Source organism: Pseudoduganella sp. R-31, from assembly GCF_049913235.1.
In the GTDB taxonomy this organism is placed as follows: Bacteria; Pseudomonadota; Gammaproteobacteria; order Burkholderiales; family Burkholderiaceae_D; genus Rugamonas.
On the sequence record NZ_CP183986.1, the window covers coordinates 991783 to 1012181 of the forward strand.

19 protein-coding genes are annotated in these 20399 nt (G+C 63.7%); 14 read left to right on the forward strand and 5 right to left on the reverse strand.

Annotation, left to right across the window (positions count from 1 at the left end):
• Window positions 1–17: 17 nt before the first annotated feature.
• Window positions 18–440, forward strand: coding sequence for a hypothetical protein (locus tag ACN9MY_RS04540; protein ID WP_426336877.1), 423 nt, complete (start codon window positions 18–20; stop codon window positions 438–440).
• A 45-nt stretch (window positions 441–485) separates the two neighbouring features.
• The gene (pth, locus tag ACN9MY_RS04545; RefSeq protein WP_426167863.1) at window positions 486–1070 is read left to right on the forward strand and encodes an aminoacyl-tRNA hydrolase; all 585 of its coding nucleotides are present in this window, start codon (window positions 486–488) and stop codon (window positions 1068–1070) included.
• On the opposite strand, the gene ACN9MY_RS04550 is transcribed toward pth, so the two are convergent.
• From ACN9MY_RS04550 to ACN9MY_RS04560, 3 genes are all read right to left on the reverse strand, one after another.
• Entirely contained in the window at window positions 1067–2458 is a 1392-nt protein-coding gene (locus ACN9MY_RS04550) for a DUF3999 family protein (protein WP_426336878.1), read from the reverse strand. The two genes, pth and ACN9MY_RS04550, sit on opposite strands and share 4 nt — an antisense overlap.
• A complete protein-coding gene (locus ACN9MY_RS04555) occupies window positions 2455–5697 on the reverse strand; it encodes a DUF2339 domain-containing protein (protein WP_426336879.1) in 3243 nt (1080 codons plus the stop codon). The genes ACN9MY_RS04550 and ACN9MY_RS04555 overlap by 4 nt, the downstream gene beginning before the upstream one ends.
• Window positions 5698–5809: 112 nt before the next feature.
• Window positions 5810–6349: a DinB family protein gene (locus tag ACN9MY_RS04560; protein ID WP_426167869.1), complete on the reverse strand. Its 540-nt coding sequence runs from the start codon at window positions 6347–6349 to the stop codon at window positions 5810–5812.
• A 70-nt stretch (window positions 6350–6419) separates the two neighbouring features.
• On the opposite strand from ACN9MY_RS04560, the gene ychF reads away from it, so the two are divergent.
• Genes ychF through ACN9MY_RS04575 form a run of 3 tightly spaced genes read left to right on the forward strand, consistent with a single transcriptional unit; the run spans window position 6420 to window position 9106 of the window.
• Entirely contained in the window at window positions 6420–7511 is a 1092-nt protein-coding gene (ychF, locus tag ACN9MY_RS04565) for a redox-regulated ATPase YchF (protein WP_426320770.1), read from the forward strand.
• Entirely contained in the window at window positions 7511–8440 is a 930-nt protein-coding gene (locus tag ACN9MY_RS04570) for a hypothetical protein (protein WP_426336880.1), read from the forward strand. Before ychF ends, ACN9MY_RS04570 begins: the two co-directional genes overlap by 1 nt.
• 60 nt (window positions 8441–8500) lie before the next feature.
• A complete protein-coding gene (locus tag ACN9MY_RS04575; protein WP_426167875.1) occupies window positions 8501–9106 on the forward strand; it encodes a hypothetical protein in 606 nt (201 codons plus the stop codon).
• 3 nt (window positions 9107–9109) lie between these two features.
• On the opposite strand, the gene ACN9MY_RS04580 is transcribed toward ACN9MY_RS04575, so the two are convergent.
• Entirely contained in the window at window positions 9110–9595 is a 486-nt protein-coding gene (locus ACN9MY_RS04580; protein WP_426336881.1) for a nuclear transport factor 2 family protein, read from the reverse strand.
• 72 nt (window positions 9596–9667) lie between these two features.
• On the opposite strand from ACN9MY_RS04580, the gene ACN9MY_RS04585 reads away from it, so the two are divergent.
• Genes ACN9MY_RS04585 through ACN9MY_RS04595 form a run of 3 tightly spaced genes read left to right on the forward strand, consistent with a single transcriptional unit; the run spans window position 9668 to window position 13193 of the window.
• The gene (locus tag ACN9MY_RS04585) at window positions 9668–11122 is read left to right on the forward strand and encodes an NYN domain-containing protein (RefSeq protein ID WP_426167879.1); all 1455 of its coding nucleotides are present in this window, start codon (window positions 9668–9670) and stop codon (window positions 11120–11122) included.
• A 59-nt stretch (window positions 11123–11181) separates the two neighbouring features.
• Window positions 11182–12033, forward strand: a complete 852-nt coding sequence (locus ACN9MY_RS04590) for an MOSC domain-containing protein (protein WP_426167881.1) — start codon at window positions 11182–11184, stop codon at window positions 12031–12033.
• A 20-nt stretch (window positions 12034–12053) separates the two neighbouring features.
• The gene (locus tag ACN9MY_RS04595; RefSeq protein WP_426167883.1) at window positions 12054–13193 is read left to right on the forward strand and encodes a DUF484 family protein; all 1140 of its coding nucleotides are present in this window, start codon (window positions 12054–12056) and stop codon (window positions 13191–13193) included.
• Window positions 13194–13295: 102 nt separating this feature from the next.
• On the opposite strand, the gene ACN9MY_RS04600 is transcribed toward ACN9MY_RS04595, so the two are convergent.
• Window positions 13296–15275, reverse strand: coding sequence for a cation:proton antiporter (locus ACN9MY_RS04600; protein WP_426167885.1), 1980 nt, complete (start codon window positions 15273–15275; stop codon window positions 13296–13298).
• An 82-nt stretch (window positions 15276–15357) separates the two neighbouring features.
• Between ACN9MY_RS04600 and ACN9MY_RS04605 the strand changes: the two genes are divergently transcribed.
• From ACN9MY_RS04605 to ACN9MY_RS04630, 6 genes are read left to right on the forward strand one after another with little or no spacing between them, the layout of a single operon-like run.
• The gene (locus tag ACN9MY_RS04605) at window positions 15358–16356 is read left to right on the forward strand and encodes a KpsF/GutQ family sugar-phosphate isomerase (protein WP_426167887.1); all 999 of its coding nucleotides are present in this window, start codon (window positions 15358–15360) and stop codon (window positions 16354–16356) included.
• A complete protein-coding gene (locus ACN9MY_RS04610) occupies window positions 16356–16892 on the forward strand; it encodes a KdsC family phosphatase (protein ID WP_426167889.1) in 537 nt (178 codons plus the stop codon). Before ACN9MY_RS04605 ends, ACN9MY_RS04610 begins: the two co-directional genes overlap by 1 nt.
• 9 nt (window positions 16893–16901) lie before the next feature.
• Entirely contained in the window at window positions 16902–17501 is a 600-nt protein-coding gene (gene lptC, locus ACN9MY_RS04615) for an LPS export ABC transporter periplasmic protein LptC (protein ID WP_426336882.1), read from the forward strand.
• A gap of 13 nt (window positions 17502–17514) precedes the next feature.
• Entirely contained in the window at window positions 17515–18075 is a 561-nt protein-coding gene (gene lptA, locus ACN9MY_RS04620; protein ID WP_426167893.1) for a lipopolysaccharide transport periplasmic protein LptA, read from the forward strand.
• Between the two features lie 2 nt (window positions 18076–18077).
• Complete coding sequence (lptB, locus tag ACN9MY_RS04625) at window positions 18078–18833, forward strand: LPS export ABC transporter ATP-binding protein (RefSeq protein ID WP_426167895.1); 756 nt, start codon at window positions 18078–18080, stop codon at window positions 18831–18833.
• 9 nt (window positions 18834–18842) lie between these two features.
• Complete coding sequence (locus ACN9MY_RS04630; protein WP_426167897.1) at window positions 18843–20339, forward strand: RNA polymerase factor sigma-54; 1497 nt, start codon at window positions 18843–18845, stop codon at window positions 20337–20339.
• The last annotated feature ends 60 nt before the right edge of the window (window positions 20340–20399 follow it).

Here is a 20399-nt window from a genome sequence, read left to right on the forward strand (position 1 = left end):
GACAGTGGGAGGCCGCCATGGAACAGTTGACCCCGGATGACCGGACTGCCGCACAGGAGAAAGCCTTGGATGCCGTCAATTGCGAACTGGCCTTGCTGCGACAGCACATGGATGCGCGGTTCGCCAGCATGCAGGCCTCCTTCGATGCACAGTTCGCCAGCATGCAGGCCTCCTTCGATGCACAATTCGCCAGCATGCAGGCCTCCACAGACGCACAGTTCACCGGCATGCGCCAATACATTGACGACGGCTTCGTGAAGCTTCGTCTCGAAATGCAGCTTTACACAAGGGATGAGATTGCCAAGGCCGTGGCACCGCTGCCGGCCCAGATCGATGCCCTGCGCGATCACGTAGACCGTATCAGCCGCTGGGGATTCGGCATGATGGCCATGATACTGATAGGCGAACTTGCCTTGCTGGCGCGCGGACTACTCGGTTGAGGGCAAGGGTATAATCTGCGGTTTTGCACTCGCAACCGCAAGACCATGCCCATCCGCCTGATCGTTGGCCTCGGCAATCCCGGCGCCGAATACGAACAAACCCGCCACAACGCCGGCTTCTGGCTGGTGGACAACCTCGCAAACTCGCTGCCGAATGCGCGCCTGCAGCGCGAATCAGGCTTCAATGCCATGGTGGCCAAGACCATCATCGGCGGCAACCAACTGTGGCTGCTGGAGCCGCAAACCTACATGAACCGCTCCGGCCAGTCGGTCGGCGCCATTGCGCGCTTCTACAAGATCCAACCGGACGAAGTGCTGGTAGTGCACGATGAACTGGACTTGCCGCCGGGCGCCGCCAAGCTGAAAAAGGGCGGTTCGTCCGGCGGCCACAATGGCCTGAAGGACATCACGTCCGCCCTGGGCACCCAGGACTATTGGCGCCTGCGCATCGGCATCGGCCATCCGCGCACGCTGAACCTGAACCAGCCGGTGGCCGACTTCGTGCTGCACCGCCCGCGTCGCGAAGAGCAATTGCTGATCGAAGAAGCGATCGAGAAAGCGCTGCGCATCATTCCCACCGCCGTCGCCGGCGACTTCACCAAGGCGACGATGGAGCTGCATACCAATTAACTGGAGCCGGCGCCGGCCTGCCGCAGCAGGCGCCACACCATCCCCGCAACAAGCGCCACGCCCAGCACCAGCACGCCCCACAGGATCATCAAGCGGTTCTGGGCGGCGCTGTTGTCGGCGCTTGCGCGCTTGGCTGCGTTGGCCAGGGCTTCAAGCTGCTCTTGCGCTGGGCCAGCCGTAGCGTGATCCAGCGTGCGCAATTCTGCCTCGGTAAAGCCGGGCGCCACCTCCCTGATATCGCGCTCCGCCGGCGCGGCTTTGTCGCGCCCCACGGCCAGCTTGTAGGGCGGGGTGCCGCCGGCAACGAATACCAATGTGGCCGGCACCCAGCTTACGCGCAGCGCGGGTTTGATCGTCGGTGGCTGGTCGAAGCGCAGCACCCAACGGTCGCCAAGCCAGGCCGGAACCGCGATGTCGTCCGAGAGCCGTGATTTGCCATCCTTCTCCAGGCGGTAGAACGTGGTGTGCAGGGCCGGCTCGAAACGGAACTGGCCGGTGCGACGTACTTCGACGTAGTTGCCCAGCATCGCGGGCAACACCATATTGCCGCTGTCGATCTGCAGCCCGACGCGTCGAGCGGTGACGCCTGCCGGTTTGCTGTATTGAAGGTCGCGCGGGTCGCGGCCCGGTTGCGGCTGCAGCAGCAAGGATTCAAGCGGCGCTGCAGCCGGCCCCTGAACTGGCGACTGGGCGCTGATGCTGGCGAAAGGGAGGGGCTCGCCGCTGCGCCAGCTCAGGCGCGCATAGCGCATCTGGCGTGCCGGGAATTCCAGCTTGTCGTTGGCCAGCCTTTCTGCGCTGGCATTGGCCAGCCAGCTCAATTCCGCCACGCCGATGGCTTCCCAGTGTTTCAGGTCGTCGCTGGCCTCCAGCCATACCTGGCCGGTGTAGGTGTTGCGGCCTGGCGGCAGCGTGAAATGCAGGGCGTCGACGGTGGGTGCCTGCTGCAGCCCTTCCTGCCGCAGGTCCAGCACCAGTCCCGCCAGGCGTTCCTGCGTGCGGCCGGCCGGCGCGGCGCCCTGTTGCGTGGGCAGGCGGACGGAGAGCACGCGGCCATCGCTTGCAGTGCTGACTTCCAGTCCTGCCAGCGGGGCGTCGGAACGTTCCGCCATCAGTGGGAAGATACGCACCGGAAGGGCCCGGTGGCTGATGGTTGGCGCCGCATCCGGCTGGCGCAGGGCAAATGGTTGCGGCGTGCCATGCGCATCGAACATGCGCAAATCGTTGAGCGACGGCGAGCGCGCATTCAGGTAGGCATCGCGCGGCAACTGCAACTGCACCACGCTTGGCTTGCCATTCACCGATAGCGGAATGAGGTGGGTGTAATTCTGCGGCAGATCGCTTACCGCAGTGGTGGCGACAGCAGCTGCCAAAAGCAACGCGTTCATGCTGCTTCCTTTTCATTTTCGCCGCCGCGCGCGGACGGATAGGGGGCAAGGTAACCGATGCCGACCATCAGCGCGCCAACGCCGAGGAAGGATACGATGCGCTCCACGCCGCCGACGTTGGACAGGTCCACCAGGAACAACTTGGCGACCACGACACCAAGCAGTACTGCGCCGGCGATCCACAATTTCCGGTCCTGCCTGCGGGCCGCGAAGCGCATCAACAGCAGCGCGGTCACGCTCCAGACCAGCGAGAGCATGGCTTGCACGAACTGCGATGCAAACAAGTGATCGAACTGGTACGGTACGCCGACGTAGTGCGACACGGTGCGCAGCAGCGCGAGGTTGAACCACGCGTAGGCGACCAATGCTGCGCCGGCCAGCAGCTGTGGACGGTAGGGCGAGAGCTTGTCCTGCAGCATGCGGTAGGCGGCAAGCGACAGCAGCAGCGCAAAGATGCTGGTCAGGTCAAGCGGATTTGCCAGCGGGACGTAGGGCAGCGGCGCCATTGCGCCATCCTGGCCCAGGTTCCAGACTGCCACCAGCAGCAGCGACCAGCCGCAGCCCAGCGGCAGCAACACGTCGCGGTACCACTCCGCTACCGGTTTCACGGGCCAGCCGTTGGCACGCACGCGGCGCATGACCCAGGCCAGGCCGCCCATCATCAGCCAGGCCGGCAGGAAGTTGGCCCAGGCCGGATCGGCGCCGCTGCCTTCCAGCCCGCGCGAAATCCAGTAGGCGCCAACCGGCCAGATCATCAGCCAGGGACCGGTGCTGCGCAGCGTGTGCAGGACCACTTGCGGCGCCTTGCCCAGCGTTGCGCCACGCATCAGCCATTCGGAGAGCAGCCACAGGGCGGCGTAGGCAAACCATACCTCGCCGGCGGGCACCGTGATGCTGCTATACAGCGCGCCAAGCATGCCCAGCGTAGTCATGCCGAACAGCAGCCATGCCGGGAGCACTGCGGCGCGCAGGGCTGGCCAGGACAGGCGTTGCGCCAGCTTGACGAACAGCGGCGTAGTAGCGACGACCACCAGGTTGTAGGCGCTGGCACGCAACGGGCTATGCGGCTCAAAGTCGCCGGTGGTGGCGATTTCATAATGGGCCAGCAGCCAGTTGGCAATCGTCGGCACGATCACCAGCAGCCACCATACGCCGGCATACGCCAGTACCGCATTCGACCAGGCAGGCGGGTATTGCGAGCCGTGGCGCTTCAGCGTCCAGGCGCTGAACACGGCGCCGGCCAGCAGCATCACGCTGCCCAGGAAAGGCGTGGCGAACAAGTCCGGCGACATCGGTGCAACGTGCCAGTTCAAGGCGAGCAGGAAGGCCAGCACCAGGCCCGCCAGCAGTTGTATGCCCAGGGCCAGGCCGCGTGCCATTGGCCAGGCCAGGCGGCGTCCGATCAGGGCCATGACGACGGCTGCGCCAAGGGCACTGGCAACCAGCAGGTTGGCCTGTAGTTTGCCGCTGGTGCGAAGAATGACTTCGGTCCAGGCGCCGCCGACCAGCCAGATAGCGGAGCCGGCGAGAAACAGCGCCCCCAGCAGTTGCAGGCGGCCCAGGCCCTCTTCGCCGGAATGGCTGCGGAAACGCATGGCCATGATGCAGGCGCTGATCGCCAGCAGCAGGAAGCCCAGCCACAGGTTGGAATGCATGGCGGCCTCCGGATCCAGGCCGGACACCGAACCGATGAAGCTGACCCAGGCGCCCAGCTGTACCAGCAGGCCGAAGCCCCAGGCCAGCGGCTGGCGCTGGCGCAGGCCGATCCAGACGATGCCGGCGCCTTCCAGCGCCCAGGCGGCAGAGGTCCAGCGGCCGTCGAGCGCCATCGGAATGGCGAGCGTGCCGAACACCACAGCCAGTGCGGTGAAGGCATCGACCAGCAGGCCGTAGGTGGCGCGGCGGCGCGCCAGCGAGATTGCCAGCGCGGCGTAGAACAGGCCAAGTACTAGGGCGGAATAGGCCATGCCGAATTCGAAGCCCTTGACCAGGCCGAATTGCAGGCTGGCGGCGAGCATCGGCGTGCCGAAGACCAGCGTGCCGTCGACATAGCCTTTCAGCTTGGGCGCCTCGAGGTGGGCGTGGGCGTAGGCGACGGCGATGCCGACGTAGTACAGGAAGAACAGTGCCAGGAAGCCTTGCACCGACAGGTAGAACTGCGGCTCGTAGCGCAGCACGCCCCAGGCGGTGCCAATGGCAAAAGTGAACGCGAAGCCGAGCAGGTTCAGTGCGCGCCAGGAGCGCTTGAGGGCGATCGCCAGCACCCCGGCGTTAAGCAGGGCGTAATAGCTGAACAGGCCGACGTGGCTGCCCTGGCCGGTGGACGCCAGGATCGGCGCCGCGAAGCCGCCGGTAATGCCGAAGATGGCCAGCCATTGCGCATTTTGCAGCACCGCCAGCAGGCAAGTGCCAAGCGTCAGCAGGAACAGCATGACGAAGGCCATGCCGCCCGGGATCAGGTGGTAGATGCGGAAGGCGCCAAACACCACCAGCATCAGCACCGCCATGCAGGTGCCCTGCAGCGGCAGGCTGACGCCCTTGTTGCTGTTGCGGATGCGCCAGGCCCAGGCCAGCGCGGCCAAGTCGGCGAGCACGATGCCGGCCAGGCGCAGTTCGATCGGCACGGTGACGCGGGCGGCAGCATATTTCAGCAGGAAGCTGACACCGATGAAAAGGATGAGAAGGCCGATTTTCGCCACCAGATTGCCTTCGAACAGCCAGTTGCGGGCGGCGGTCAACCAGGCTGGCGGCTCGCTTGGCGGCCGGTTTGGGCGTGCGGGAGCCGGGGCTTGTTCGGCCTTGCTTGCCTTGGCAGCAGGTTCTGGACGCGGCGCGGCAGGTGGCTCGGCATTTGCGGTGGGCGATGCAGCGGCGGCTATCTCGGCCAGAGGTTCGGGCGTGGCGGCTTGCTCAATTGGCGCCGCAGGTGTGACGGCCAGTGCCGGCGCTGGCGTTGGCTGCTGCGCTTGCCCTGGGAGCACGGCGGTACGCGCTGGCAGCGGCTCGCGCTCGGCCGGCCGGGATGGCGCGACGGAAGGCGCCGCTGCAGCTGGCGGTTCCGGCGCGACGCCTGCTTGCTGGGCAGCGGTGCGTTGCTGGAGGCTGGCAAGGGCGATTTCCAACGCAGCAAGGTCGCGCTGCAACTCGAGGGCATGCTCGCGTGCCTGTCGGGCATCGCGGCGCGCGAGCCAGGCCCAGCGCGACACAAGCGCCAGCACGATAAACCACAGCAAATCCATGAATGCTCCTATATTGTACTAATGGCATTATTTTCCATTGGTAACAATATTACAAGCGCCAGCGATACCCGTATCGCCGATTGCCCAGAGGCGTATCAGGATCTGATCCTGCTCAAGCCTCCGCCTCAGGAACCAGCAACAGCAGGTCCGTCGCACCCACGTCAACGCCGGCCTGGGACAGCAGGGTGCTGGCCTGGCCGCGATGATGGGTTTGGTGATTGAAGAAATGCAGCAGCAATAGCCCGAGTTGCCGCTGGTTGGCTTCGCCGTTCATGCGGCGATAGCTGATGACGGCGTCCAGGTCCGCCTCCGTCAGGCCGGCGCTCCAGTCAAGGATCAGGCGGTCAAGCCAGGCCCGGTGCTCGCGCAGGGCGGCCAGGGAATCGAAGAGCGGCTGATCCAGCGCGATCGGCGCCGGCAAGGCCAACACAGGCGCAAGTGCGGCGGCAAAGCGCGGATGGACGCCGATGCGTTTCAGCCAGATGGTGTCTGCCACGGCGATGTGGTTCAGGGTCGCCAGCAGGGAACCAAAGAACGCGCCGCGGTCTGCCGTCAATTCCTCCGCCGGCAAGGCCGCCGCCGCTTCGTACAGCTTGTTGTTCATCCACTCGTTGTAGCGGGCCAGCAGGGCGATATGGGCGGTTCTGGACATGTTCTGGGGTACAATCTCGGTCTATTTGCGGAAAATTCCGTAGCAGAACAATATCATTTAAAGGTTTTCCATGAGTCTCAAATGCGGCATCGTCGGCCTGCCTAACGTCGGCAAGTCCACTCTTTTCAATGCACTGACCAAGGCCGGCATCGCGGCCGAGAACTACCCGTTCTGCACCATCGAGCCAAACGTCGGCGTGGTGGAAGTGCCTGATCCGCGCCTGAAGCAGCTGGCTGAAATCGTCAAGCCGGAACGCATCCTGCCTGCCATCGTGGAGTTCGTCGACATCGCCGGCCTGGTGGCTGGCGCGTCCAAGGGTGAAGGCCTGGGCAACCAGTTCTTGTCCCACATCCGCGAAACCGACGCTATCGTGAATGTGGTGCGCTGCTTCGAAGACGACAACGTCGTACACGTGGCCGGCCGCGTATCACCGCTGGACGACATCGAAGTGATCCAGACCGAGCTGGCGCTGGCCGACCTGTCGACCGTGGAAAAAACCATCGCCCGCGAGCAGAAGAAAGCCCGCTCCGGCGACAAGGATTCGGCCAAGCTGGTAGCCCTGCTGGAAACCCTGGTGCCGCACCTGAACGAAGCCAAGCCAGTGCGCGCCATGGGCCTGGGCGCCGAAGACATGGCGTTGATCAAGCCGCTGTGCCTGATCACCGCCAAGCCAGCCATGTACGTGGCCAATGTGTCCGACAGCGGCTTCACCAACAACCCGCTGCTGGACCAGCTGACCAAGTACGCCGAAGCCCAGAACGCGCCGATCGTGGCCATCTGCGCCGCCATCGAAGCGGAAATCGCCGAACTGGACGACGCCGACAAGGAAGCCTTCCTGGCCGACATGGGCATGGCCGAACCTGGCCTGGACCGCCTGATCCGCGCCGGCTTCAAGCTGCTCGGCCTGCAAACCTACTTCACCGCCGGCGTGAAGGAAGTGCGCGCCTGGACCATCCACGTAGGCGACACCGCGCCGCAAGCTGCCGGCGTGATCCACACCGACTTCGAGCGCGGCTTCATCCGCGCCCAGACCATCGCCTTCGACGACTACATCGCGTTCAAAGGGGAAACCGGCGCCAAGGAAGCGGGCAAGATGCGCGCTGAAGGCAAGGAATACGTGGTCAAGGATGGCGACGTGCTGAACTTCCTGTTCAACGTTTGATGCAGGCCAGCGCCCTCGCTGCCGCGCTGGCGGCGCTGCTGTTGACTGCGCCGGCGGTGGCGCAGCAGGGCGCCTACTTCCACAAGAAATTTGACGGCACCATCGGCGACAAGCTCAAGTTCAGCATGGACTTGAAAAATGTCGATGGCGTCATTTCCGGTACTTACCGCTATGCGGGCAAGAAATCCGAGCTCTTCCTGAAAGGCAAGGCCGCACCCGACGGCACGCTTGTGATGGACGAGCAGCTCGCATTCAATCCCACGGTCACGGGCCGCTTGCGCGCGGTGCTGCGCGACGGCAGCCTGCAGGGCAGCTGGCAATCGCCGGACGGCGGCAAGAACTTGCCGCTGGTCGCCCACCAGACTTCTGAAATCATCATCCCGCCGAAAAAGGCGCTGTTGGCCGGTGCGGTCGGCAAGTATCGCCTGTCCGCGATCCAAGGCTTTGGCGGTGCCAATACCATGTGGGACCTGAGCCGCGACAGCAAGGGGCGCTGGAGTGGCAGCGAATCTTCGATTTCCGGCGGCACGCGCCAAGGGGGCGACATGGGCTTGAGCAAGAGCGACGAAAAGCTCCTCGCCAGCACCCTGGTCGAAGTGTTGCCCGACCTGTCCGTGCGCCTCTCGGCTGGAGGCAAGTTGCTGCTTACCGTGCCGTTTCGCGAAGAAGGCATGGAGTACGGCCTGAGGGAGGCCTTCGACGACAATCTGAAGGCCTTGTCGCCCAGGACTACGGTGTGGGATGAGCAGCTGTACCTGCTGGCACAGGAAAACACCACCTTCTACCGCTCCCTCTATACCGCACTGGTCGAGGATCAACCGGCCCGGGTGCTGCTGCGCTACTCGGTCGTCAGCGCATCGTTCGAATTGACCATTAAGCCGGCCGGGTGCTGCGACAATGCGGTCCTGACCTTCGCCCGCTCCAACTGATCGAGCGGGGATTGCCGGCCCAAGTCCTGCCTTGCGCGGTGTTTCTATCGAATTTCAAAAATGGGCTATCAAGTCGAGAAGATGTCCCGCGAGGACATCGATTGGATTTATTCGGTCGCGGCGCTCGCCGGGTGGCATTGGTACCTGCACCCGCGCCAGTCGGCGGAAGTGATGTGGTTGGGTGGCGGATTCACGGTCGACCGGGCTGCGGGAAGCTTCATGTTGTGGTTGCCGCGCCGAAGGGAGATGCCCGCAGACCACTACCTGTTCCACTGTAACGAATGGACATTGCACTTGTGGCAGGAAGATCACTGCGAATATTCGGTCGAGGACATGCAAGCAGGCCCTGAGGACAACCTGGAGCAGGCGCGGGTGCTGGTCGAGAAAGCATTCCAGTCCGGCGGGTGGCACCTTACTGGCAAAAAAGACGACATTTTCGCTGTGCCTGCCAATGGTGCGTGGTACAGGCTATATCGCCGCGGACCCATCTCCAATCAAGTTGCTATTGAAGGCCAAGCCCGGATTCCGCCAAAATTGCTAAGCAGCCTGAAGGAAGAAATTACGGCGGCTTTTGCAGTATTTGGCGATTCGGGGCGCGGCCCCACGATAGGAGCTACAGGCTGGCCGATGATCCCTGTTTTCGTCGCGGAGGACAGGCGGGGTTGATTGTTACTTGGTCTTTGCCTCGTGCTCGGCGATCGCTTTGGTGAAGCTATCCATCAACGGGTTCGGCACGGCCAGCGACAGCTGGTAATGCTCGATCTTGAAGCCCTTGCCAGTATTGACCAGCACGCCGCTGGCCTGGCAAGTCCCCATCTGTGTGTTGAGCTGCTCGTCGAACCACACGTATTTCTTGTCCGGCGAGAAGTAGACATTGCGCTTTTGCGCGGTGAAGCTCCACGCCTTCTTGCGATCCCAGAAACGCTTGGCCCAGGCCTTGAATTCCTGGTAGCTCCACACCTCGCTCTTGTCGGTGCCGATGAACACGGCGTCCGGCGTGAACTTGTCCCAGTAGTCGGGGCGGGTGTTGGCTGCGTCGTCGTGCCAGCTGTCGACGAAGGCGTTGACCTGCTGGCGGAATTCGCTGTCCGGGTCGACGTCCAGAGCGCTGTGCATCATGAGGACGGTGGCGGCGGCGATCAGCAAGCGTTTCATTCGGTTGTCTCCCGGGTCAATGTTGGCGAAATAGTATAATCGTTGGATTGTGCACAGCATCCAGTAAAGAAAATGGCCTCACCCAACGAAAACGCCAGCATGGCACTGTTCTGCGACTTCGAAAACGTCGCACTGGGCGTCCGCGACGCCAACTACGAGAAATTCGACATCAAGCCGGTGCTGGAACGCCTGCTGCTGAAGGGCAGCATCGTGGTCAAGAAGGCTTACTGCGACTGGGACCGCTACAAGGGCTTCAAGGGCCCGATGCATGAGGCGAATTTCGAACTGATTGAAATCCCGCACGTGCGCCTGTCCGGCAAGAATTCGGCCGACATCCGCATGGTGGTCGATGCGCTGGACCTGTGCTACACCAAGGCCCACGTCAACACCTTCGTCATCATTTCGGGCGACTCCGACTTTTCGCCGCTGGTGTCCAAGCTGCGCGAGAACGCCAAGCGCGTGATCGGCGTGGGCGTGAAGGATTCCACCTCGGACCTGCTGGTGGCCAACTGCGACGAGTTCATTTTCTACGACGACCTGGTGCGCGAATCGCGCCGCCAGCGCCAGGCGAGCCGCGATGCGAGCGAGCAAAAGCCGAAGCGCACGCCGGAAGAAGAGAAGCGCCGCCGCGAAGAGATGGACAAGCGCCGCAACCAGTGCGTGGAAATCGCCTACACCACGTTCGATGCGCTGGCTGCCGAACGTGGCGAAGGCAAGATCTGGGCTTCCGTGCTGAAGGAGGCGATCAAGCGCCGCAAGCCGGATTTCAGCGAGTCGTATTACGGTTTCCGCACCTTCGGCAACCTGCTGGAAGAAATGAAGGCGCGCGGCCTGCTGGAATTCGGCCGCGACGAGAAGTCCGGCGCCTACGTGTACCGTAGCAGCCAGCCGGTCGTGCTGCCGGTTGAAGCGCAGGTCGAGCAGGACGCTGGAATTGTGGCGGACGCCGTTGCAGCGGAGGCGCAGGAACTCCATGAGGAAGCTTCTGCTGCCCCCGGCGAGCCGGCAGGCGACGCGCGCCGCGAACGCGAAGGCCGCGACGGCCGCCGCAACCGCGGTAACCGTGGTGGTCGCGGCCGTCGCGGCGAGGGCGATGCGGCTGCAGGAACTGCGGCCGCCCCGGTCGAGGTTCCAGCCGATGCCGAAGTCGCTGCCGTGGCTGCGCTGGAGGAGGTGGCTCCAGTGGTGGAAGTGGCGACCGAAGCCCCGGCGGAAGCGCCTGCTGAAACCCCGGCCAAGCGCACCCGCGCTGCTGCCAAGAAGCCGGCGGCCAAGAAGGCCGGCTCGCGCGGCAGCAAGGTAGCGCAGGCGGCTGCCGATGCGGCGGAAGCGGTGCAGCAGGCCGAGGCAGTGTTGGCTGCGGTTGCGGCTGATGCGGTGGTAGCCGAAGCAGCGGCACTGGAAGCGCCGCCAGCGGAAGCCGCGGCGGAAGCCAAGCAGACGGCGCAGAAGCGCGTCAGGAAGCCCGGCACGCACAAGCCGTCCGCGCGCAGCAAGCTGCCGAAGAAGCCGAAAGCAGAAGCTTAACGTTCACGATTCGCCGCGCACCGCGCGGCGAAGTTTTTTCTGCCATACTCGCAAGCACTATGCCCTTCATCTCCGAACTGACCCTTTACCCGATCAAGTCCTGCGCGGGCCTGTCGTTGAAGCACGCGACCCTGACCCGCGCCGGCCTGATGACCGAGCAGATCTACGATCGCGAGTGGATGCTGGTCGACGCCGGCGGCGTGGCGCTGACCCAGCGCGACCATCCGCGCATGGCGCTGATCGTGCCGCGCCTGAAAGCTGAAGCCATGGAGTTGCGCGCGCCCGGCATGCTGCAGCTGGAAATCCCGCTTGGCCTGCCCGACCCGGACCGCGCGCCGACGCTGCAGGTACAAGTCTGGGACGACAGCGTGCTGGCCTACGATTGCGATGAAACGACCGCCACCTGGTTCAGCAAGTTCCTCGGCATCGAATGCCGCCTGGCGCGCTTCCACGCCAACGCAAAGCGCCTGACCAGCGGCAAATGGACCAACGGCGACCAGCACCCGACCCTGTTCTCCGACGGCTACCCGATCCTGGTGATCGGCACCGGTTCCCTGCGGGACCTCAATGAAAAACTGCAGCAGCAAGGCCGCCAGCCCTTGCCGATGAACCGCTTCCGTCCCAACCTGGTGGTGGGAGACCTGGACGCCTTCGAAGAAGACTACACCGAGGAATTCCGCATCGGTGAGGCCGTCCTGAAGCCGGTCAAGCCCTGCGCGCGCTGCCCGATGCCGTCGGTCGACCAGGCCACCGGCGAATTCGGCCCGGACCCGCTGGACATCCTGCAAAGCTACCGCGCCAAGCCGGAAGTCGATGGCGGCATCTGCTTCGGCATGAATGCAATCGTAGCAACAGGTGATGGCATAAAACTATCGGTTGGCGACCCAATCGAGGTTACACTGTCGTTTTAGTAGTGAATATCGGCAGGGCGATGGAGATCACGCAGAAAATCACGGGCAAGCAGCCCACATTGGCGGAACTGGCGGCAGAAAACCAGTCTCTGCGCGCCCGTCTTGCCTACCTGATCGAGCAGGCCGAACGCAATCACTCGATCATGACGCGCCACCAGGCATTCGACCTGGAGATTGTCGGCGCGGCCAGCTTCCCCGAGCTGATTGGCACCATTTTCCGCACCCTGCCGGTGATTTCCGACCTCGATGCTGTGACCCTGTCGCTGGTCGACGTGGATGACGATATCCGCACCGTGATGGAAAAGCTGGGCGTCGATTTCGCCGACTTTCCCAACCTGGTGTTCGTGCCGGACACGGAGAGCCTGGCCTTCGAGATCGAACCGGGCCAGGCGCCCAAGCCCTGCCTTGGCATGTTCGACGCACGGAAGCACGGGCCGCAGTTCCCGCAGCCTGGCATGCGCCTGCAAAGCGTGGGCGTGGTACCGCTGCTGCGCAACAAGCGGCTGATTGGCTCGCTGAACCTGGGCAGCGCCGACCCGACGCGTTTCTCGCCGAGCCTGGGCACCGATTTCATCGAGCATATGGCCTCCATCATCGCCATCTGCCTGGAGAACGTGATCTCCAACGAAATGCTGAAGTACATGGGGCTGACCGATGCGCTGACTGGCGTGTTCAACCGCCGCTACGTCGATCGCCGCTTGCTCGAAGAAATTGCCCGCGCACGCCGGCAGTCCTATCCGGTGTCGTTCATGTACATCGACATCGACCATTTCAAGCGCGTCAACGATACAGTCGGCCACGGCGGCGGCGATGAAGTGCTGCGCGAAGTGGCCAACCGCATCAAGGCGGAGCTGCGGCTGTCGGACGCGCTGGCGCGCTTTGGCGGCGAGGAATTCGTGGTGCTGCTGATCGATGCTGACCTGGAGAGCGCGACCTATGTGGGCGAACGCATCCGCGCCGGCATCGCGGCCAGCATGATCGAGCTGTCGCACGGCGTGAAGGTGTCGATCACGGCTTCGGTCGGCGTGTCCAGCCTGGCGCAGGTGCCTGGTGACGTGTCGCCGGAAGAGCAGGCGACGCAACTGATCGAACAGGCCGACGAAGCCCTGTACCAGGCCAAGGAAGGCGGCCGCAACCGAGTGATCCGCTACGCTGCGTAGAACCGGCAACCCGGTGTCTGACCCGCAGGGTCAGACACCAAGCCTGCAACGGCCGCGCGCCAAGTGTCTGACCCTGCGGGTCAGACACTGACTTACCGGTTTTCAAGCCAGCAGGTCGTTTTCCGCACGCGCCACTTCCTCGGCCGTGCCGCGCAGTACCACCACGTCGCCGGCTTCCAGCGTGGTGCCAGCATCTGCATCCAGCCGCACTGTTCCGCGACGGATGGCGGAAATTTCGGCGCCGGTGCCATCCAGCCCCAGGTCCTTCACGCATTTGCCGATGCAGGAAGCCTGCTCGCCCAGCGGCACCGAGTGCAGGCGCACCATTTCCGACTCTTCGCCGCTGTCGCTGGCGCCGTGGAAATAGCCGCGCAGCGAAGCGTAGCGCTCTTCGCGGGCGCGCTGCACGCGGTGCACCACGCGCCGCAGCGGCACGCCCAGCATCACCAGCGCGTGCGATGCCAGCATCAGAGAGCCTTCCATCAGTTCCGGCACCACTTCGGCGGCGCCGGCTTCCTTCAGGCGGTCCAGGTCCGAATCGTCGTGCGAGCGCACGATCACCGGCAGCTCCGGCGCCAGCTCGTGCACCAGGTGCAGCACCCGCAGCGCCGAAGGCGTCGAGGCGTAAGTGATCACCACCGCCGAAGCGCGCTTGATGCCGGCTGCCACCAGCGACTCGCGCCGCGCCGCGTCGCCGTAGGACACGTTGGCGCCGGCGGCTTGCGCCTCCTGCACCCGCAGCGGGTCCAGGTCCAGCGCCTGGTAAGGAATCTTCTCTTCGGTCAGCAAGGTCGCCAGCGACTGGCCCGAGCGGCCGAAGCCGGCCACGATCACGTGCTTCTGCACCGACATCGTGCGCGCTGCGATATTGGTCAGGTTCAGCGACTGCATCATCCACTCGTTGGCGGAGAACTTCAGCACGATCTTGTCCGACTGCGCGATCAGGAAAGGCGCCAGCAGCATCGACAGCACCATCGAGGCCAGCACCACCTGCACCACGAAGGGGTCGACCAGCTTCATGCCGCCCACCACGTTCAGCAGGACGAAGCCGAATTCACCCGCCTGCGCCAGCGCCAGGCCGGTGCGCATGGCAGTCGAGGTGGAGGCGCCGAACAGTCGCGCCAGGCCCGCGATCAGGGCAAACTTCAGCAGCACGGGCCCGGTGAGCAGCACCAGTACCAGCCACCAGTTTTCCAGCACCACGCGCGCGTTCAGCAGCATGCCGACGGTGATGAAGAACAGGCCCAGCAGCACGTCGCGGAAGGGCTTGATGTCTTCCTCCACCTGGTGCTTGTACTCGGTTTCGGAAATCAGCATGCCAGCCACGAAGGCGCCCAGCGCCATCGACAGGCCGGCCTGTTCCGTGATCCAGGCCGCGCCCAGCGTCACCAGCAGCAGGTTGAGCATGAACAGCTCCTGCGAGCGCCGCAGCACGACAATGGTGAACCACTTGCGCATCACTTTCTGGCCGACAAACAGCAGCAGGAGCAGCACTACGGCCGCCTTCAGCCCGGCCAGGCCCAGGGTCTTGGGCAAGTCGGCCGGATTCTGCGCCAGGGCCGGGATCAGGATCAGCAGCGGCACCACCGCCAGGTCCTGGAACAGCAGGATGCCGATGATCTTGCGTCCATGCTCGCTCTCCAGCTCCAGGCGTTCCGTGAGCAATTTGACTACAATGGCGGTCGACGACATGGCCAGCGCGCCGCCCAGTGCGAACGAAGCTTGCCAGCCCAGCTGGATCGAGGGCGGCAGCAGGAAGTGGATGAGCCAGCCGAACAGCATGGTGGCGGCAATGGTGAGGCCGACCTGCGCCATGCCCAGCCCGAACACGATCGAGCGCATGGCCATCAGCTTGGGCAGGGAAAACTCGAGCCCGATCGAGAACATCAGGAACACCACCCCGAACTCGCCCAGCAACTCCGTCGCGTGGCTTTGCTCGGCCAACCCCATGGCATGAGGGCCCAGCAGGATGCCGACAGCCAGGTAGCCCAGCATCGGCGGCAGGTGCATCATGCGGAAGGCGACCACGCCAAGGACGGCGCTGCCGAGGAGGAGGAGGGTCAGTTCAAGGGGGGAGAACATCCGTTGTTTGTTTTGTCTGGCAAGTTTTTTGCTTATCTAATTCGGCTATACTTCGGGCATGAGTTTAACCCATGAAAAAACAATGCTGAAATCTTTTGATGCCAAGACCGCAACACGTGCCCTGGAACTGGCGCGCGAGGCCCTGCAGATCGAAACGGACGCACTGGCAGCGCTGAATGCGCGCCTGGCCACCGACGAAACTGTGGGCCGGGCGGTGTCCTTGTTGCTTCAATGCAAAGGGCGCGTCGTGGTGTCCGGCATCGGCAAGTCCGGCCACATCGGCCGCAAGATTGCGGCGACGCTGGCCTCGACCGGCACCCCGGCCTTGTTCGTGCACCCGGCCGAAGCGGCGCACGGCGACCTGGGCATGGTGACGCCGGAAGACGTGGTGATCGCCATTTCGTATTCCGGCGAAGCAGCCGAACTGATGGCCATCCTGCCCGTGGTCAAGCGCATGGGCGGCCACGTGATCGCCATGACCGGCAAGCCGGCGTCGAGCCTGGCCAGGCTGGCCGACGTGCACCTGGACGTATCGGTGGCCAAGGAGGCATGCCCGATGAACCTGGCGCCGACCGCTTCCACCACCGTCACGCTGGCGCTGGGCGATGCGATCGCGGTGGCGCTGCTGGACCTGCGCGGCTTCAAGGAAGAGGATTTTGCCCGTTCCCACCCTGGCGGCGCCCTCGGCCGCCGCTTGCTGACGCATGTGCGCGACATCATGCGCAAGGATGGCGCCATCCCGGCCGTGGGCCTGGAAACGCGGCTGCCCGATGCGCTGCTGGAAATCACCCAGAAGGGCATGGGCATGACCGCCATCGTCGACGCGGCCAACAAGCCGGTCGGGGTCTTCACCGACGGCGACCTGCGCCGCATGATCGAAAAAGTCCAGGACTTCAGCAAGGTCGTCATCAAGGACGTGATGCACCTGAACCCGCGCACCATCGGCCCCGACCAGCTGGCGGTGGACGCCGTGGCGGTGATGGAAGAATTCCGCATCAACCAGATGCTGGTGGTGGATGCCGACGGCACGCTGGTTGGCGCTCTGCACATCCACGACCTGACCCGCGCCAAGGTGATCTGATGACGCTCGAACGCGAAGACCTGCTTGCCCGTGCAGCCAGGGTGCGCCTGTTCATCTTTGACGTGGACGGTGTGCTGACCGACGGCAGCCTGACGTATGGCGCCGACGGTGAAATGGTCAAGACTTTCAATGTGCACGACGGCCTGGGCATCAAGCTGCTGCAGGAAGCGGGCATCAAGACCGCGATCATCAGCGCCCGGCGCACGCCGATCGTGCTGGCACGCGCCAAGGACCTGGGCATCGATTACGTGCACCAGGGCGGCCACGACAAGCTGACCCCGTTCAAGGCCTTGCTGGCCGACCTGGGACTGGCGGAAGAGCAGGTTGCCTTCATCGGCGACGACGTGGTGGACCTGCCGCTGTTGAGCCGTGTGGGCTTTGCGGTCAGCGTGCCGAATGGCCGCAAGGAGGCGCACGATCGCTCCCACTACATTACCGAAGCTGCGGGCGGCCGCGGCGCGGTGCGCGAGGCCTGCGAATTCGTGCTGCGCGCCAGCGGCAGCTATGACCGCGTGATGGCCCAGTTCCTGGTGTAAGGGCAAGCGATGCGTAACCAGAGGACCGCCCACCGCTTCCGCCTGTCGATCGGCATGATCTTCGTGCTGCTGGCGGCGCTTGGCAGCTTCTACCTGCTCGAGCTGCTGAACCGCGCGGACGAACAGATGCAGGCCGACAAGCGCATGAACGAGCCGGATTACATCATCCATAACTTCTCCTTCGTGCGCATGACCAAGGATGGCAAGCCAAGCTATATCATTGCCGGCGACAAGCTGACCCACCGCCCGGTCGACGATTCGTCCGAGATCGACAATCCGCGCGTGCACAGCCTGGCCGGCGAGAAGCCGCCGATGGAGATCGTGGCGAATACGGCGCGCGTGGACGACACCAACAGCCGCGTCACCCTGAACGGCAGCGTGACGATCGACCGCGCGGCATCGCCGCAATCGCAACTGCTGCACCTGGAATCGGACAAGCTGGTGATCTTCCCGGACGAAGACCGCATGGAAACCGATCATCCGGTGAAACTGCGGCTGGGGGATACGACTGCTGCGGCCAACAGCATGCGCGCCAATAATGCGACGCGCGAAATGCACCTGGCCGGCAACGGCACGCTGCAGATTCCGCCCAAGGCCGCGGACCAATAACTGAGGAATGAACATGAAACGACTACTCTTGTCGGCAGCCTTGCTGCTGGGAGTCGCCGCTCCGGCGCTGGCCGAGAAAGCCGACTCCTACAAGCCGACCAACATCAGCTACGGCTCGATGGACATCGACGACGTCAAGCAGGTCACCATCCTGCTGGGCGGCGTCAAGCTGACCCGCGGCACCCTGACCATGACGGCCGAGCGCGCCTACGTCAAGCAGACGCCGGAGGGCTTCCAGCAAGTGACGCTGTTTGGCGACGGCAAGAAAGCCACCTTCCGCCAGAAGCGCGACGGCGCCGGCGACCAGTGGGTGGAAGGCGATGCCGACCGCATCGAATACGAGGAACAGGTTGAACTGGTGAAGATGTTCAACAAGGCCACCATCCGCCGCCTGGAAGGCGGCAAGCAGAACGACGAAGTGCAGGGTGAGTTCATTTCTTACGACAGCCGCAAGGAATTTTTCAGCGTGCGCAATTCGGCCAGCGGGGAGAGCAAGCCCGGCGGCGGTCGCGGCACCATGGTGATCCAGCCGACCCGTACCGAACCCCCAGCGACGCCGACGGAGAAGAAGTAAGCATGCAAGCAAATAACTGCGCCAGCACGCTGGTCGTGCGCGGCCTCCAGAAAACCTATGGCAAGCGACAGGTGGTGCACGACGTTTCGCTGCAAGTCGATTGCGGTGAAGTGGTCGGCCTGCTCGGTCCCAACGGTGCCGGCAAGACTACCTCTTTCTACATGATCGTCGGCCTGGTGGCTTCCGATGCAGGCACCATCGATATCGGCGGCACCGACGTGTCGAGCCTGCCGATCCACAAGCGCGCCACGCTGGGCCTGTCCTACCTGCCGCAGGAAGCTTCGGTGTTCCGCAAGCTGACGGTGGAAGAAAACATTCGTGCCGTACTGGAACTGCAGAAGGTGGACGGCAAGCCTCTGCCCAAGGCGGAAATCAAGCAGCGCCTGGAATCGCTGCTGGCCGACTTGCAAATCGAGAAGCTGCGCGAGAACCCGGCCCTGTCGCTGTCGGGTGGCGAGCGCCGCCGCGTGGAAATTGCGCGCGCCCTGGCCACCAACCCGCGCTTCGTGTTGCTCGACGAACCGTTTGCCGGCGTGGATCCGATCGCCGTGATCGAAATCCAACGTATTGTGCGTTTCCTGAAGGAGCGCAATATCGGTGTGCTGATCACCGACCATAATGTGCGTGAGACCCTCGGCATTTGCGACCGCGCCTACATCATCAACCAGGGCGCCGTGCTGGCCTCGGGCCGCCCGGACGACATCATTGCCAACGAATCCGTTCGCCGCGTCTACCTCGGCGAACACTTCCGCATGTAAACGAAGGCCATGAAACAAACACTGCAACTGCGAACCTCGCAACACCTGGCGCTGACGCCGCAGCTGCAACAATCCATCCGCCTGCTGCAGCTGTCCACGCTGGAGCTGCACCAGGAGTTGGAACAGCTGCTTGGCGACAATCCCATGCTGGAGCGCCTTGACGACCCGCTCGACCACTCGGTACGGCTGCTGGCCGATGGCGCCATCAGCCAGGGCAACGGCAATGGCACCGAAGCTCCCGCCACGCCTTCGGCTGAAGGCCCGCAAGGCGAGGGCGGCGAAGCCCCGGCCGCTGCCGGCGAAAGCGATACCTATGAAGGCGGCGACCATGAAGCCGGCAACGGCAGCGACGACGCCGACTGGAGCGCCAGCGCCGGCAGCAAATCCGCCGACGACGAAGACAGCCGCCCGCAACTGGAAGCTTCCGGCTGCACGCTGCGCGAACACCTGCTCGAGCAGATGCGCGTCACCGTGCAGGAGCCGCGCGACCGCGCGCTGATGGAACTGATCATCGATGCGCTGGACGAGAACGGCTACCTGGAAGAGCCGCTGGAAGAAATCCACGAGCGCCTGCCGCCCGAGCTGGAAATCGAACTGGACGACCTGCGCTGCAGCCTGGTGCTGCTGCAAAGCTTCGATCCGCCCGGCGTCGCCGCACGCAATGCCTCCGAATGCCTGGCGCTGCAGATCAGGCGCATGCCCGGCGTGCCGCTGGTGACGCGCCGCATGGCGCTGACCATCGTCGAGAAGCACCTGACCTGGTTCGCCCAGCGCGAGTTCACCAAGCTGAAGAAAGCGCTCGACTGCGACGATGAAGACTTGCGCGAAGCACAGTGCGTGATCCGCCAGTGCAACCCGCATCCGGGCGCCGAATTTGCGTCAGGCGAGTCAGACTACGTGGTGCCGGACGTGATCGTGAAAAAGGGCCGCGGCGGCTGGATCGTCACCCTGAACAACGACGTGGTGCCGCGCCTGCGCGTGAACGCGCTGTATGCCAACCTGCTCAAGCAAGGCAAGAGCGAGTCGCAGATGAATGGCCAGCTGCAGGAGGCCAAGTGGTTGATCAAGAATATGCGCCAGCGCTTCGACACGATCCTGCGCGTCGCGGAAGCGATAGTAGAAAGACAAAAGAACTTTTTCAGTCATGGCGCAGTGGCCATGAGACCCCTTGTGTTGCGTGAAATTGCTGATACACTGGGACTACACGAGAGCACTATTTCTCGCGTAACAACTCAAAAATATATGCTCACCCCGCATGGCATGTTTGAGTTGAAATATTTCTTTGGTAGCCACGTCGCGACCGAAGCCGGGGGGGAGGCTTCCTCGACTGCGATACGGGCACTGATCGTGCAATTGACAGGAGCAGAAGACCCGAAAAATCCTTTATCCGACAGTAAGATTGCGGACATGCTGGGTGAACAAGGCATGGTGATTGCGCGACGGACTGTTGCCAAATATCGAGAAGCGTTGAAGATCCCTCCAGTTAGCCTCCGCAAATCGTTGTAGTGCAGTGCATGGGTTCCTCTGTGCGTTTCGGCGTGCACGAACTCGAGAGCGACATCATCT

Coding starts and splice junctions, on each gene's coding strand:
- ACN9MY_RS04540 (WP_426336877.1), top strand. CDS start 18: ATGGAACAGTTGACCCCGGATGACCGGACTGCCGCACAGGAGAAAGCC.
- pth (WP_426167863.1), top strand. CDS start 486: ATGCCCATCCGCCTGATCGTTGGCCTCGGCAATCCCGGCGCCGAATAC.
- ACN9MY_RS04550 (WP_426336878.1), bottom strand. CDS start 2,458: ATGAACGCGTTGCTTTTGGCAGCTGCTGTCGCCACCACTGCGGTAAGC.
- ACN9MY_RS04555 (WP_426336879.1), bottom strand. CDS start 5,697: ATGGATTTGCTGTGGTTTATCGTGCTGGCGCTTGTGTCGCGCTGGGCC.
- ACN9MY_RS04560 (WP_426167869.1), bottom strand. CDS start 6,349: ATGTCCAGAACCGCCCATATCGCCCTGCTGGCCCGCTACAACGAGTGG.
- ychF (WP_426320770.1), top strand. CDS start 6,420: ATGAGTCTCAAATGCGGCATCGTCGGCCTGCCTAACGTCGGCAAGTCC.
- ACN9MY_RS04570 (WP_426336880.1), top strand. CDS start 7,511: ATGCAGGCCAGCGCCCTCGCTGCCGCGCTGGCGGCGCTGCTGTTGACT.
- ACN9MY_RS04575 (WP_426167875.1), top strand. CDS start 8,501: ATGGGCTATCAAGTCGAGAAGATGTCCCGCGAGGACATCGATTGGATT.
- ACN9MY_RS04580 (WP_426336881.1), bottom strand. CDS start 9,595: ATGAAACGCTTGCTGATCGCCGCCGCCACCGTCCTCATGATGCACAGC.
- ACN9MY_RS04585 (WP_426167879.1), top strand. CDS start 9,668: ATGGCCTCACCCAACGAAAACGCCAGCATGGCACTGTTCTGCGACTTC.
- ACN9MY_RS04590 (WP_426167881.1), top strand. CDS start 11,182: ATGCCCTTCATCTCCGAACTGACCCTTTACCCGATCAAGTCCTGCGCG.
- ACN9MY_RS04595 (WP_426167883.1), top strand. CDS start 12,054: ATGGAGATCACGCAGAAAATCACGGGCAAGCAGCCCACATTGGCGGAA.
- ACN9MY_RS04600 (WP_426167885.1), bottom strand. CDS start 15,275: ATGTTCTCCCCCCTTGAACTGACCCTCCTCCTCCTCGGCAGCGCCGTC.
- ACN9MY_RS04605 (WP_426167887.1), top strand. CDS start 15,358: ATGCTGAAATCTTTTGATGCCAAGACCGCAACACGTGCCCTGGAACTG.
- ACN9MY_RS04610 (WP_426167889.1), top strand. CDS start 16,356: ATGACGCTCGAACGCGAAGACCTGCTTGCCCGTGCAGCCAGGGTGCGC.
- lptC (WP_426336882.1), top strand. CDS start 16,902: ATGCGTAACCAGAGGACCGCCCACCGCTTCCGCCTGTCGATCGGCATG.
- lptA (WP_426167893.1), top strand. CDS start 17,515: ATGAAACGACTACTCTTGTCGGCAGCCTTGCTGCTGGGAGTCGCCGCT.
- lptB (WP_426167895.1), top strand. CDS start 18,078: ATGCAAGCAAATAACTGCGCCAGCACGCTGGTCGTGCGCGGCCTCCAG.
- ACN9MY_RS04630 (WP_426167897.1), top strand. CDS start 18,843: ATGAAACAAACACTGCAACTGCGAACCTCGCAACACCTGGCGCTGACG.